Source organism: Silvimonas soli (genome assembly GCF_030035605.1).
In the GTDB taxonomy this organism is placed as follows: domain Bacteria; phylum Pseudomonadota; class Gammaproteobacteria; order Burkholderiales; family Chitinibacteraceae; genus Silvimonas; species Silvimonas soli.
Map to the genome: position 1 here is coordinate 1,316,350 of NZ_CP106736.1, position 14,334 is coordinate 1,330,683.

14 protein-coding genes are annotated in these 14,334 nt (G+C 55.7%); 5 read left to right on the forward strand and 9 right to left on the reverse strand.

Annotated features, from left to right (window positions below; all coding sequences use genetic code 11):
• Positions 1-26 precede the first annotated feature (26 nt).
• From N7220_RS05975 to ffh, 9 genes are all read right to left on the reverse strand, one after another.
• Complete coding sequence (locus N7220_RS05975; RefSeq protein ID WP_283150546.1) at positions 27-1,640, reverse strand: response regulator; 1,614 nt, start codon at positions 1,638-1,640, stop codon at positions 27-29.
• Positions 1,641-1,968: 328 nt separating this feature from the next.
• Entirely contained in the window at positions 1,969-2,799 is an 831-nt protein-coding gene (locus N7220_RS05980; RefSeq protein ID WP_283150547.1) for a mechanosensitive ion channel family protein, read from the reverse strand.
• A gap of 85 nt (positions 2,800-2,884) precedes the next feature.
• Entirely contained in the window at positions 2,885-3,796 is a 912-nt protein-coding gene (gene xerD / locus N7220_RS05985; protein WP_283150548.1) for a site-specific tyrosine recombinase XerD, read from the reverse strand.
• 4 nt (positions 3,797-3,800) lie between these two features.
• Complete coding sequence (locus tag N7220_RS05990; protein WP_283150549.1) at positions 3,801-4,328, reverse strand: methylated-DNA--[protein]-cysteine S-methyltransferase; 528 nt, start codon at positions 4,326-4,328, stop codon at positions 3,801-3,803.
• A gap of 107 nt (positions 4,329-4,435) precedes the next feature.
• On the reverse strand, positions 4,436-4,819 hold the full coding sequence (gene rplS / locus N7220_RS05995; RefSeq protein ID WP_283150550.1) for a 50S ribosomal protein L19: 384 nt from the start codon (positions 4,817-4,819) through the stop codon (positions 4,436-4,438).
• A gap of 4 nt (positions 4,820-4,823) precedes the next feature.
• Positions 4,824-5,624 (reverse strand): tRNA (guanosine(37)-N1)-methyltransferase TrmD, encoded by an 801-nt coding sequence (gene trmD / locus N7220_RS06000; protein ID WP_283151407.1) that lies wholly within the window; start codon positions 5,622-5,624, stop codon positions 4,824-4,826.
• Positions 5,625-5,652: 28 nt separating this feature from the next.
• Positions 5,653-6,204: a ribosome maturation factor RimM gene (gene rimM / locus N7220_RS06005; RefSeq protein ID WP_283150551.1), complete on the reverse strand. Its 552-nt coding sequence runs from the start codon at positions 6,202-6,204 to the stop codon at positions 5,653-5,655.
• A 10-nt stretch (positions 6,205-6,214) separates the two neighbouring features.
• Positions 6,215-6,466 carry a 30S ribosomal protein S16 gene (gene rpsP, locus N7220_RS06010; protein ID WP_283150552.1) on the reverse strand — a complete coding sequence of 84 codons (252 nt, stop codon included), beginning with the start codon at positions 6,464-6,466 and terminating at the stop codon, positions 6,215-6,217.
• Between the two features lie 106 nt (positions 6,467-6,572).
• Positions 6,573-7,916 (reverse strand): signal recognition particle protein, encoded by a 1,344-nt coding sequence (gene ffh, locus N7220_RS06015; protein WP_283150553.1) that lies wholly within the window; start codon positions 7,914-7,916, stop codon positions 6,573-6,575.
• A gap of 81 nt (positions 7,917-7,997) precedes the next feature.
• Here ffh and N7220_RS06020 point away from each other — a divergent pair, with 81 nt between their 5' ends.
• The 5 genes from N7220_RS06020 (at position 7,998) to N7220_RS06040 (ending at position 14,333) form a co-directional block, all read left to right on the forward strand.
• The gene (locus N7220_RS06020; protein ID WP_283150554.1) at positions 7,998-8,804 is read left to right on the forward strand and encodes a cytochrome C assembly family protein; all 807 of its coding nucleotides are present in this window, start codon (positions 7,998-8,000) and stop codon (positions 8,802-8,804) included.
• A 72-nt stretch (positions 8,805-8,876) separates the two neighbouring features.
• Positions 8,877-10,145: an HlyC/CorC family transporter gene (locus N7220_RS06025; protein ID WP_283150555.1), complete on the forward strand. Its 1,269-nt coding sequence runs from the start codon at positions 8,877-8,879 to the stop codon at positions 10,143-10,145.
• 300 nt (positions 10,146-10,445) lie between these two features.
• Entirely contained in the window at positions 10,446-12,155 is a 1,710-nt protein-coding gene (pilB, locus tag N7220_RS06030) for a type IV-A pilus assembly ATPase PilB (protein WP_283150556.1), read from the forward strand.
• Between the two features lie 64 nt (positions 12,156-12,219).
• The gene (locus tag N7220_RS06035; RefSeq protein ID WP_283150557.1) at positions 12,220-13,458 is read left to right on the forward strand and encodes a type II secretion system F family protein; all 1,239 of its coding nucleotides are present in this window, start codon (positions 12,220-12,222) and stop codon (positions 13,456-13,458) included.
• 116 nt (positions 13,459-13,574) lie between these two features.
• Complete coding sequence (locus N7220_RS06040; protein ID WP_390901568.1) at positions 13,575-14,333, forward strand: prepilin peptidase; 759 nt, start codon at positions 13,575-13,577, stop codon at positions 14,331-14,333.
• Position 14,334: the final 1 nt, after the last annotated feature.

The window sequence follows — 14,334 nt, forward strand, 5'->3', positions numbered from 1 at the left end:
TGAAACCACCTCTGCGCGGCCCAGGCTCACTCAAACTGGCTGTAAACCCGGTTACCACCTGCGGCTTTTGCTTCGCGCAATGCGGCCTCGGCTCTTTCCAGTAACGCGGGAATGGTTTCTGTTACCCGTTTGACGGTGGCGCCAGCGCTAAAGCTGATGGGTACTGTCGCGCCGGTGTGCCCTGGCAATAACGTGCGCCCGAAGCGCACGCGCAACGCATCAATCAAACCAAGCACATCGCTCTGTTCGACATCTGGCAGCACCACCAGAAACGATCCACCCTGGATGCGCCCGATGCCATCGCTCACACGCAAACGCTGCCGCAGCAAAGCACACAACGCCCGCAATAGCTGGTCGCCCGCCTGATGACCCAAGGCTTGGTTAACGCGTTGCAGACCATCAATATCCAGCATCACCACGCCCAATGGCTGGCGACTGCGTTTGCAGCGGGCGGCCTCAACCTCTAGCAATTGCATGATCGCCTGTCGCCCCAACATGCCAGTCAGCGCATCGCGAGTATGTTGCTCGCGCAGCAAGCGAAAGCGCGCGGCGCGGGTCTGGATGGCGGCGACCAGAAAGTCCGGCTCGATGGGTTTGACCAGAAAATCGTCAGCACCACGCCGCATTGCCTCCAGCCGCTTGGACTGCGCATGTTCTGAAGACAAGAACACGATCGGCACACTCATATAGGCCGGTTGCTGGCGTAGCACACTGGCAATTTCCAGACCGCTCCAGCCCAGCATGTACAGATCAAGCACGATCAGCTCAGGGTTGAGCTGGGCAATTTTCTCGAACATCTGCACCGGCCCGTTGGCCATCTGCACCACCATTCCCGCCTCCCGCAGGATCTCGGCGTAATACTCGGCAACGTCGGGCTCATCATCCACGATCAGGATGCGATAGGCCGGATGCTTGCGCTGTTGCTCCAGCCGGTTGAATAACTCGGCTAATTCATCAGGGTGAACCGGCTTGTGGATAAACGCTTGCGCCCCAAATCGGGCCGCAATCAAGCGGGTGGCGATATCCGACTGCGTAGACAAACACACCAATCGCTGCGGCGCACGTACGCCGTTAGGCAAAAAGTCGGTCAACGTTACAAATGGCGCGGACTGGCTATCCAGGTCCAACAGCAGCAGATCAACCCGCTGCTCCGGCAAGGTCGAGCGCAAAATAACCTGCGCGCCCGGCATCTGCAGCGCCAGCTCGATTTGCAGCAGTTCGCTGGTCGCCAGATCGTTGCTGACGATTACCACCTGTTCGGGTTTGGCTTCAACCGTGGGCAGCGCATCGGCCAGTTGTTCCAGCCCCGACGCCAGGAAGTGTGTAACGGCCTGGGCCAGGGCATCCATACCGTGGCGTAGCCGTGTCGCAGTTTGCGAGCGCGTCTGCGGGGTGTGGCTCTGGTATTCCAGATAAAGCCGTTCCAGCGACAAAGCGGCTGCGCGCACGCCGGTGGCCATCCACTCAGCGCCAGTTTCGTGCAATTGTTCAATCCGGGCGCGTAGTTGCGCGTGGTCGGCGGCATCCAGGCCGTGTTCCAGATATTGCTCAACCTGCCCTTTCAGGGCGTCGAGCGTGGATTGCAACCCGGTTTTAATGTCGGCGGGCGAGCCGCGCAGGCGGCCTTCTGGTCTGGTCATAGCATCCCTTCACTGCATGCGTCGCGAGGTGGTGAAGCCGCTCCGCCACACGTTTGGTGGCTGAGATCAAACCGGATTACAACACCTGTCTGATATGGCGCTGGTCGCATCCCCAATGGATAAAGGCAATGGCCCTGCCCTCGCGTGGCAAGACCGTCGCTACGACTCTTTTTTTACTTCAACTCCTGCCGTAATGGATATCTGCTCCAGTCAGGGGCGTCCGGCAGGCATGCGGCAATGAATCAGCAGAAAGCACAAAGGCCGCGGCTCATCCCCTGCCGCGTTGCCTTTGTGCTGCTTTTTGTGACGCCAGCCCTGATCAAGCTGATCAGGCGTGCTGCTGCACTATCACCGCTTGCGCTGGCATTGGTGAGGCAAAACCCGCTTCGCCAAAGCTTTCGCGGATGGTTTTGTTGGTGTCGAAATACACCTGCCAGTAATTGTCGTTGTGGCAATACGGACGCACCGCCAGCACTGGCCCCACCAGGTTGAATTCGAGAATCTCGACATCCACCGCGGGCTCTGCCAGCACATTGGGAATCGCAGCGATCTTTTCCTTGAGCAAGGCAATAGCGGAACGATGGTCAGTAGAGCCGGCCAGTTGCGCTTTCAACTCCACCCGCCGATACGGGTTGGCAGTGAAGTTCTGGATAACATCACCAAAAATCTTGTTGTTACCAATCAGGGTCAGCACGTTGTCGGGCGTATTGATACCGGTAACAAACAGGCCGATTTCCTTGATCGTACCCACTGTGCCCGCGACGCTGACAAAGTCCCCGACCTTGAACGGACGCAACACGATGATGAACGCACCTGCGGCAAAGTTGGCCAGCAAACCCGACCAGGCTAGACCAATTGCGACACCGCCTGCCGCAATCAATGCTGCAAAGGTGGTGGTCTGTACGCCGAAATAACCAAGGATGCCAATTACCAGCAATACATTCAGCGTTACCGTGATCACCGAGCCAATATAACGTAATACTGTTGCGTCGAGTTTTTGCCGCACCAGCGATTTTTCTACCATTCGCACTGCAACACCAATCAGCCAACGCCCGAGCACCCAGAAAATAATTGCCGCGATGATCTTGATTCCGAACTCAGTCAGAATGCCGATCGCCAAATCGCGGTAGTGCACGACGTCAGCAGAACTCAAATCCATAGTTGAATCTCCGATTTCCAAAGCCAGTGTTGTTAAATAAATTGAACCTCAATCAGCCTGGCACAAAATCGGAAAAATTCATCTGTCATCCACGGGGATGGCTCAGTTTATGCAGTGCCTGCAAGCGTGCGGTGGCGACATGGGTGTAGATCTGCGTGGTTGCGATGTCCGAATGCCCCAACAACACCTGCACCATGCGCAGATCCGCGCCATGGTTAAGCAAATGAGTGGCAAAGGCGTGGCGCATCACGTGCGGCGAAAGACGCGAAGCGTCAATCCCGGCTTGCGCGGCATAGCCCTTGATAATGAACCATGCCCCTTGGCGAGTGAGTGGTTCGCCGCGCTGGTTTACAAAGATCAGCCCCTGGCTTTTACCAGCTAGCAACAGTGGCCGCGCCTTGCTGATGTATTGCTCCAGCCAGTGCCGCGCTTCTTCTCCCAAAGGCACCAATCGCTGCTTGCCGCCCTTCCCGCCCACGACCTGCAGATATCCCTCGGTGAGATGCAGCATGGCGCGATCCAGGCCAATGAGTTCGGAGACGCGCAGGCCGGTGGCGTACATGACTTCCAGCATCGCCCTGTCCCGCACACCGGCGTCGGTTTGCACGTCTGGCGCGGCCAGCAAGCTTTCTACCTGCGCCTCAGAAAGTTCTTTGGGCAATGGCCGTACGCGTTTGGGTGTCACCAAAGTCAGCGTTGGGTCATGCTGAATTTGCGCATTATTGAGCCAGTGCTGGTAAAACTTGCGCAAGCTGGCCATACGCCGCGCCATCGTTGCCGCTTTCACCTCGCGCGCCTGAGCAGCCAGAAAAGCTTGAACGTCATCGCGTTGCGCGACTTGCATGGTTTTATGCTGTTCTTGCAGCCACACCGCCCAGATCACCAAATCGCGGCGATAGCTTTCTGCCGTGTTCTGCGCCAGACCATCGGCTAGCCAGATGTTATCGATGAACTGGTCTATCCATTGTTGATGCTGCGGGTTTGCGGCCAATGCCATGCGTTTACAGCCTGCTCAGATTTGAAAACAGATCCTGACTTTCGTGCGCCAGCAACCAGCGTTTGATCGGCACCCAATCCCGGCCATTACGATGGGCATTAAAACCGCCAACGCCGGTAGTGGCCACGACCCGATGACACGGAATCAGAATCGGCAAAGGGTTTTGCCCGCATGCGCCACCGACCGCGCGCGGTACCGAGCCAATACGGCGAGCAATTTCTGAATAAGTGGTGACGTCGCCACAAGCGATTTCAGATATCTGCTGCCATACCGCGAGTTGATGCACTGAACCCTCAAGTTGGGTTGGCAAATCAAAACGAAAATCTGGCTCAGCAAAATAGGCCGCAATCTGTCGGGCGGTTTCGCGCAAGATGGCACTGGAAAGCGGCCGCAACGGTTCAGTCTCTGGCAGAAAATCCACTTTGACCAACACCTCAGCCGGGGCTATCAGCCCCACTTTGCCAACTGGCGTAATGATGACGGACTGGTATTCGGGATATGCGGTTACAGTGGCCGCGTCGTGCTCAGCCATGGCGACTTCCTCTGGTGCAAAGAGACATCCTAACCAGGATTGGCAAACCCAAGACGAAAAAAAACGCGAAGCACGTGGGCTTCGCGTTTTCAGAAAATCGGCACAAATTATTGTGCAGCGGTTTCCTTGATCTTGCGTGCTGGCAGCTTTTCCTTGATACGTGCGGACTTGCCCGAACGATCGCGGAGGTAGTACAGCTTGGCGCGACGCACATCACCACGGCGCTTCACTTCAACGGAAGCAACCAACGGCGAGTAAGTCTGGAAAGAACGCTCAACACCAGTACCGGCGGAAATCTTGCGCACGATGAACGCGCTGTTCAGGCCGCGATTGCGCTTGGCAATCACAACGCCTTCAAACGCTTGCAGACGTTCACGGTTGCCTTCCTTAACCTTCACTTGCACCACGACGGTATCGCCAGGTGCAAATTCCGGCAGGGTTTTACCCAGACGGGCGATTTCTTCTTGTTCGAGCTTTTGAATCAGGTTCATGACCTTACTCCTTTACGAAACTTGTTCCTTCTTCCCCACGAGGGAGAGAGCCGACATTTGCCGTGTGCTCCGCCTTGAATTCGGCCAGAAGACGAGTTTCTTCTTTTGAAAGCTGACGACCTTGCAACAGATCCGGACGACGCAACCAGGTGCGGCCCAGCGACTGCTTCAAACGCCAGCGACGTATGTTGGCATGATTTCCCGAAAGCAGAACTTCCGGAACCGCCATACCGCGGTAATCTTCGGGACGGGTGTAATGCGGGCAATCCAGCAACCCATCCACAAACGAATCTTCGACAGCACTCGCCGCCGTATTCAACACGCCGGGCAAGTGTCTTGCCAGCGCATCCATCAGCACCATGGCGGGCAATTCCCCGCCAGACAAGACATAGTCACCGACCGAAATTTCCAGATCAACCTGGCGTTGCAACACGCGCTCGTCGACCCCTTCATAACGGCCACACAAAAGAATCAGACCGGGCTCATTCACCAGCTCCAGCACTTTTGCATGGGTTAACGGTGCACCTTGCGGTGACAGATAAACCACTTTCGGCGTAATGCCGAACTGCGCTTGCCGAGCCTTGGCCGACGCGATGGCGTCTTCCAGCGGTTGCGGCAACATCACCATGCCTGGACCACCGCCATAAGGGCGGTCGTCTACCCGGCGATAGTTATCATGCGTGAAATCACGTGGATTCCACCCTGCAAAATCGATAATGCCCTGGTCAACCGCGCGCTGGGTAATCCCGTAACGCGTGATCGCTTCGAACATTTCGGGAAACAGCGTAATGGCGTCGAAACGCATTTTGACCACTGCTTCCGGTACTACAGCCTCAGTAGTCAAGGCCCCAGTCCACCGTGATGATCCTTGCTGCCAGATCGACCTTGAGCACCACATGCCCGACAAAGGGCAGCAGGCGCTCGACATCGCCGTCTTTGGCTACGATCACATCATTGGCACCGGTCTCGAATAACTTCTCGACCACACCAAGGTGTTCACCCTGAACGTTGACTACTGCCAGGCCGACCAGGTCAGCCCAGTAATATTCATCAGCGCCAGCTTGCGGCATCAGGCTACGCGGCACCGCGACCTGGCAGCCTTTGAGGGCAAATGCCTTGTCACGATCATCCACACCGGCCAGCGTCACAGACAGCTTTTTCGGCTGTACTGCGGCTTCTACCAGTGTGTAGGCGCGCCATTGACCGTCTCGCCCGATCCACCATGTTTTGTAGTCGAGCAAGCTGTCGGGATGTTCGGTATCCGCAACGACATTAATGCCGCCACGAATGCCAAAAGCCCCGCTGATATAACCCATTGAGACCAGATCTTCTGGAACGGTCGCAACAGATTGGGTTTGCGGGGCTGTCGGTTTATTGCTAGCCACGATCAACTGCTTATGCAGCAGCTGGCTTGTAGCCCTTCAGCAGGCGAGCAACGGTGTCGCTCACTTGCGCGCCAACGCCAACCCAGTGGTTCACGCGATCAAGCGCGAAACGAACTGGTTCCTGGCCTTCGCCGGCGGACGGGTCATAGAAACCCACGCGCTCGATGAAGCGGCCATCGCGGCGATTGCGCGAATCAGTAACAACAACATTGTAGAACGGACGGTTTTTGGCGCCGCCGCGGGACAGACGAATCACAACCATGATTGATACCCAGTAGAAATCGGTTTACGCGAAACCAGCGATTGTATGTGAAAAGCGCAAAGCAATACAAGTGTTTAGCTCGAAAGCCTGCGCCCGGACCAACGATTTACATCCCCGGCAGCATGCCTTTCATGCCGCGCATCATCTTCATCATGCCGCCTTTGGAGAACTGCTTCATCATTTTTTGCGTCTCTTCAAATTGCTTCAAAAGACGGTTTACTTCTTGCACGCTCACGCCTGCACCCGCCGCAATACGGCGTTTGCGGCTGGCTTTGATCAATTCCGGCTTGCGTCTTTCCAGTGGGGTCATCGAATTGATAATGCCCTCGATGCGCGCTACGGATTTGTCGGTCACCTGGCTATTTGCCATCTGGCTGACCTGGCCTGGCAATTTGTCCAGCAAAGCACCCATGCCACCCATTTTTTTCATCTGGCCGATCTGCGATTTGAAATCTTCCAGGTCAAAACCCTTGCCGGATTTGACCTTTTTCATCATCTGCAGCGCTTCAGCTTCGTTGACGTTTTTCTGCACGTCTTCGATCAGCGACAGCACATCGCCCATGCCCAGCACGCGGCTGGCCATACGATCCGGGTAGAACGGTTCCAGACCGGTTAGCTTTTCACCGACACCGATAAACTTGATCGGTTTACCGGTAACCTGGCGCACCGACAACGCCGCACCGCCGCGCGAATCGCCATCGAGCTTGGTCAGAATCACACCCGTCAACGGCAGCGTTTCATTAAACGCACGGGCCGTGTTGACCGCATCCTGGCCCTGCATGGCGTCGACTACGAACAGCGTTTCGACCGGATTCACCGAGGCGTGCAGTTCTTTGATCTCGGCCATCATGGCTTCATCAATCGCCAGACGGCCCGCCGTATCGACGATCAGTACATCGTGAAAATGCTTCTTGGCGTAATCGTGTGCAGCAAGGGCAATGTCGACCGGTTTTTGCGCCACATCAGACGGAAACCACTCCACCTCGATTTGTGCCGCCAGCGTTTTCAACTGCTCAATCGCCGCCGGGCGATACACGTCGGTGGACACCAGCAAGACTTTTTTCTTGTGTTCTTCTTTCAGCCGTTTGGCCAGCTTGCCAGAGGTGGTCGTTTTACCCGCGCCTTGCAAGCCCGCCATCAACACCACAGCGGGCGGCACCGCAGCCAGATTGAGCGCATCGTTCTGCGCGCCCATCAGCTTGGTCAGTTCTTCATACACTACGCCAATGAATGCCTGACCCGGCGTCAGGCTGCCAATGACGTCCTGCCCCAGCCCGCGCTCTTTCACATCGGCGATAAATTGCTTAACCACCGACAAGGCCACATCGGCTTCTAGCAGCGCCATGCGCACTTCGCGCAGGGCATCCTGGATATTGGTTTCAGTCAGGCGGGACTGACCGCGCAGGGTTTTAACAACCCCGCTCAGGCGGTTGGAGAGGTTATCCAGCATAAATTCTTTCCTTGCAGGCTCGACGGCCAAGCCGGCTCTGTTAGACTAATCAATCCCCCGATTCTAACTGATTTGATATCCGTGTCCTGGCTCGCGTTGATCGCTTTGTTCATTTATCTGGCTCTTGGGTGGCATTTTTGCCGCACCCGGCTAGCTGGTCGCGGCACCATTCACCCGGGCATCGAACACGCACTCTTGCTCTTGGCACTGGCAGTTCATGGCCTGGCGTTGTGGCCCTCACTGGCCGCGCCACCGTTGCATTTCGGCGCATCAGAGGCACTGTCGATTGTGGCCTGGCTGGCTTTGATCACCTATCTGGTCGGTCATCTGGCCTTCCCGCTGGAAGGTTTGCAGCCGCCCGTTATGGGCATGACCGTGTTATTACTGGGCGCAAGTCTGCTGCTACCTCCGGGTCACGTTTTGACCTACACCCAGAACGGCATTTCCCGCCTGCACTTTATGGCCGCGATGCTGGCGTACGGCTTGTTTACCAACGCCACTGGCGTCGCCATCTTGATGCGGCTGGCAGATAAACGGCTGCATCACGCCTCGGCCAATTTGCTGGTCCAGAAGTTGCCGCCGCTACTGGCGCTGGAAAAACTGCTCTTTGCCTGCATTACCACCGGCTTCTTGTTGCTGACTATTGCACTGATTACCGGTGTGACTTTCAGCGAAGAAATCTTTGGCAAAGCGCTGGAGTTCAATCACAAGATTGTGTTGTCGGTAGCCGCGTGGGTGGTTTATGGACTGTTGCTGGTGGGTCGTAAATTACGTGGGTGGCGTGGTCGTGTTGCCACACTGTGGGCAACCACCGGCTTCTGCTTGCTGATTCTGGGCTATATCGGCAGCCGCTTTGTACTGGATGTCTTGCTGCACCGCCCAGGCTAAAGCCCAGGTTATTGAATTAAAGCGAGCCTGGCGCTGCTATAATCCACGCCATTGCCACTCCGGAATGCCGCTTTGGACGACATCCCCATAGGTGGACTGATCGCTGCCCTGATCATCTGCCTTTTCAGTTCCGCTTTTTTTTCCGCCTCGGAAACCGCCATGATGGCGGTCAATCGTTTCCGCCTCAAAGCCCGTGCCCAGCAAGGCCATCAAGGCGCCATCCTCACACGCAAGCTGCTTGATCACACTGACCGTTTGCTGGGTGTGATTCTGTTGGGCAATACGCTGATCAATACAGCCACAGCGACCTTGGCCACGCTGATTACCACGCGCTTGTTCGCTGGCACGCATTACGCGCTCGGCATTGCCACGCTGCTGGTTGCCTTTGCCATTCTGGTTTTCTCAGAAGCCACCCCCAAGGTAATCGCCGCAACGCATCCGGAAAAAACCGCTGTTCTGGCGAGTTTCCCGCTTACCTTGTTGTTGAAGGTGTTTTACCCGGCAGTCTGGTTCATCAACCTGTTTGTGCACGCGCTGCTGCGCTTGTTTCAGTTGTCCGGCAAGAAGCAGGACCACACCAGCTTGAGCCCGGAGGAATTGCGTTTATTGGTGCTCGAATCTGGCCGCTTCATGGAAAAGAAGCATCACACCATTCTGGTGAATCTGTTTGAACTGGCCAACATTACCGTCGATGACGTAATGACTCCGCGCCATCAGATTGAGGCGCTTGATCTGGAAGCGCCGCACGAAGAACTGAGCCATCAACTCTATACTTGCCATCACACTCGCTTGCCGGTGTATGAAGGCAATGCGGACAATATGGTCGGCATATTGCACACACGCAAAGCCCTGTCATTGCACGAAGATGAAGTCACCGGGGACACCCTGCGCGCGCTGATCCGCCCGCCGTATTTCATTCCTTCCGGCACACCACTATTTACCCAGTTGCAGAATTTTCAGGAAAACCGGCGGCGCATTGGGCTGGTGGTCGACGAGTATGGCGAGTTGCGTGGGCTAGTGACCCTGGAAGACATCCTCGAACAGATCATTGGCGAATTCACCACTAACGCGCCCGGCACCGGCTCGCGTCTGGAAAAACAATCCGACGGTAGTTATTTGCTGGATGGCTCCATGAGCCTGCGTGAACTCAATCGTAAGCTCAAACGCAATTTTCCACTGGATGGCCCCAAAACGCTCAACGGACTGGTGCTGGAATACTTTGAAGACATTCCGGATGCGGGCACTTGTCTGACCATTGCCGGCGAGCGCCTGGAAATAATGCAAACCCAGGATCGCAGCATCAAGATGATCCGCCTTTATCCGCAGCCTGAACCCCGCTAGCCAATACGCATAAATGTGCCAAAAGCGCGACACCGTTCAGCGCCGCGCGCCGGTAGCTTGCTATGACTCGCAGAATACGCACAATTCGGTGTGGCCTTTGTTAGACTGAGCTATTAGACCAATTCTTAAAATGCTCGGGCAGATAACGCGGTATCCCTTGCATGGTTCTGCCGCAGCCGTACCGTTATGCGCTTTGTGGTGATTCGGGATTCAAAAGATTCGCGGATTAACCGGGTTGTCCCCATGGACCAGAGCACATGCCGGCTTGATTGAATCTGCTCGAAACTGAATACGACGCCTATGTCCACAACTTCAGCCCCTATTTCCGGCTTGGCACGCCTGCTGGTTCAGCACGGGCGCTTGGCCGAATCCGATATCGAAGCCATTCACCAGACGCCAGGTGAAGGCAAAAACTCGTTCATCGAGCAGCTCATCCAGAGCAAAAAGATGACGGGCAAAGAAATTGCCGAGTTCAGCTCGCAGGCCTTTGGTTATCCATTGCTGGATCTGGACCAGATTGACGACAGTTATATTCCACAAGGGGTGCTTGATCCGAAACTGATGCAAGCGCAGCGGTTGGTGCCGCTATTCAAGCGCGGCACGCGGCTGTTTATCGGCATTTCTGACATCACCAACATGCAGGCGCTGGAAGAAGTGCGCTTTCAGACCGGCCAGCAAATCGAACCCATCGTGGTCGAAGATGCCAAGTTGCTGGCCTTGCTGTTCAAGCTGATTGAGGCCTCGGGCGCTTCCATCAAAGACCTGCAAGTCAATGACGCCGAACTTGAATTAAGCGGCGGTGAAGAAGAGAACAAGCCAGAAGTCGCATCGGTCGATGTTGACGATGCGCCGGTGGTGAAATATATCCAGAAAATCCTGCTGGATGCGATCAAGGCCGAGGCTTCGGATATTCACTTCGAGCCTTACGAAAAGTTCTACCGCATCCGCTATCGCCAGGACGGCATTTTGCGTGAGGTAGCGCAGCCGCCACTGGCCATCAAAGAAAAAATCGCTTCGCGGATCAAGGTGATCTCCAAGCTGGATATCTCGGAAAAACGCGTGCCGCAAGATGGCCGGATGAAACTGGTGCTATCGCGCACCCGTGCCATTGATTTCCGGGTCTCCACGCTGCCGACTTTGCACGGCGAAAAGATTTGTATCCGGATTCTGGACCCGTCATCAGCCACGCTCGGCATCGACGCGCTCGGCTACGACCCGGATCAGAAAGAATATCTGATGCGTGCAATCAACCGGCCTTACGGCATGGTGCTGGTGACCGGCCCAACGGGCTCCGGCAAAACGGTGTCGTTGTACACCTGTTTGAATATTCTGAATGTGCCGGGCACCAACATTTCGACGGCGGAAGACCCGGCCGAAATCAACTTGCCCGGCGTGAATCAGGTGAACGTCAATGAAAAAGCCGGGCTGACGTTCTCCGTCGCGCTCAAGGCCTTCTTGCGGCAAGATCCGGACGTGATCATGGTCGGCGAAATCCGTGACCTGGAAACCGCCGACATTGCGATCAAGGCGGCGCAGACGGGTCACATGGTGTTCTCTACCCTGCACACCAACGACGCGCCGAGCACGCTCACCCGTTTGTTGAATATGGGTGTCGCACCATTTAACGTCGCCTCGTCGGTCATTTTGATCACGGCGCAGCGTTTGGGCCGGCGTTTGTGTTCGCAATGCAAGGTACCAATGGACATCCCGCACGAGGCATTGCTGGATGCCGGTTTTACTGAAGCCGACCTGGATGGCAGCTGGACACCTTATCGCCCGGTGGGCTGTGATCACTGTAAAGGTACCGGCTATAAGGGCCGGGTGGGCATTTATCAGGTCATGCCGATTTCTGACGAAATGAACCGTATCATCATGAAAAACGGCACCGCCATCGATATTGCCGATCAGGCCAGACGCGAAGGTGTGCGCGATTTGCGTTTGTCCGGGCTGATCAAGGTCAAGCTGGGAGTGACTTCGCTAGAAGAAGTCATGGCAATTACCAATGAATAATCATTGCACTGCAAACTCATCAAACGGGCATACAACCGCCCCAAGCAGGAAAGGGAACCAGTAAATGGCGACAACAACAGCCAGGCCAGCCAAGCAGACGCTGAAGGTCAAGGAATATACCTACAGTTGGGAAGGCAAGGATCGCAACGGCAAGATCGTCAAAGGCGAAAGCCGGGCCAGCGGCGAAGCCGTGATCAAAACCCATTTGCGGCGGCAAGGTATCAACGTTATCCGGGTGAAGCGTCAGCGCGTCAGCGGCGGCAAACGCATTACCGACGAAGATATCACCATGTTTACCCGGCAGCTTTCCACCATGCTCAAGTCGGGCGTGCCGTTGTTGCTGTCGTTCGATATTGTGGCCAAGGGTCATAGCAACCCATCGGTGACCAAGCTGCTGATGGAAATCAAATCGGATATCGAGAGCGGGTTTTCCATGACCCAGGCTTTCCGCAAGCACCCGAAATATTTCGATGCACTGTATTGCAACTTGATCCAGGCCGGTGAGCAAGCCGGTATTCTGGATACGCTGCTGGCGCGTCTGGCAACTTACAAAGAAAAGATGCTGGGCGTTAAAAAGAAGATCAAGTCGGCCATGTTTTACCCGACTGCAGTGATTGTGGCAGCGTTTGTCATCACCGCCGTCATCATGATCTTCGTGATTCCAGCCTTTAAAGATTTGTTCTCCAGCTTCGGCGCCGATTTGCCAGGCCCAACGCTGCTGGTGATGGCCATCTCCGACTACTTTGTGCATTACTGGTGGTTAATCTTTGGCGGCATTTTTGGCGGTTTCTATTTCTTCATGAAAGCATGGCGACGTTCCGAGGCCATGCAGATCGTAATGGATCGCTGGTTGCTCAAGCTGCCGGTGCTGGGCGACATCATGAAGAACTCGATTCTGGCCCGCTGGAGCCGGACGTTGTCCACCATGTTTGCTGCGGGTGTGCCGCTGGTTGAGTCGCTCGAATCTGTGGGTGGCGCCGCCGGCAATCATCTGTACAAGATTGCCACTCGCAAAATCCAGACCGAAGTTTCCACCGGGACCAGTCTGACCACGGCGATGCAGAACGTAAATGTGTTTCCCAACATGGTTTTGCAAATGACTTCGATTGGCGAAGAGTCCGGCTCGCTGGACGCCATGCTCAGCAAGGTCGCCGACTACTACGAAGAAGAAGTGGATAATGCGGTAGAAGCCTTGTCCAGCCTGATGGAACCTATCATCATGGTGGTCTTGGGCACCTTGATTGGCGGTTTGGTGATCGCCATGTATCTGCCAATTTTCAAAATGGGTCAGGCGGTCGGTTAATGCAGGAATTTGCTTGGTTGTTCACACAAAACCCGCTGCTTTTCAGCGGGTTTTGTTTAGTTCTAGGCCTTTTGGTCGGCAGTTTTCTCAACGTGGTGATTCATCGACTGCCACGCATGATCGAAGCCCAATTTCGCCAGGAATGCGCCGTCATTGATCTTCCGGTGAATGCGCCATTACCCGCGCCACCTAGCCGTTACAATCTGGTGGTGCCCCGTTCGGCTTGCCCATCGTGTGGACATCAGATTAGCGCGCTGGAGAACATCCCTCTGCTTAGCTGGCTGGCCTTGCGCGGCAAATGCAAGGGCTGTGGAGCCCCAATCAGCATCCGCTATCCGGCCGTGGAGCTACTGACAGGCCTGCTAACAGCCTGGGTCGGGGCGCATTACGGTTTTTCAGGTGAGGCACTGGCAGCCATTGTGCTGACTTGGGCCCTGATTGCGCTGTTCTTTATTGACGCAGACACGTATTTGTTGCCTGACTCCATTACGCTCCCGCTACTATGGATCGGTCTGCTATTCAATATCGATCATGGCTTTGTCTCGCTGCAATCTGCCGTGATCGGCGCAGCTGCCGGTTATCTGGCGCTGTGGTGTGTGTTCTGGTTATTCAAACTGGCCACCGGCAAGGAAGGGATGGGCTACGGCGACTTTAAACTGCTCGCTGCGCTGGGCGCCTGGTTTGGCTGGCAAAGCCTGCCCATCATCGTCTTGCTGTCTTCAGTTGCTGGCGCGGTATTGGGTATCATCATGACCGTGGCGGCCAAACGCGGCTTTGGCAAACCCATGCCATTCGGCCCCTATCTGGCGGTCGCCGGTTTCGCCACCTTGTTGTGGGGACCTCAGCTGCAAAGCCTGCTCTTTGGTGGCTTGTAAA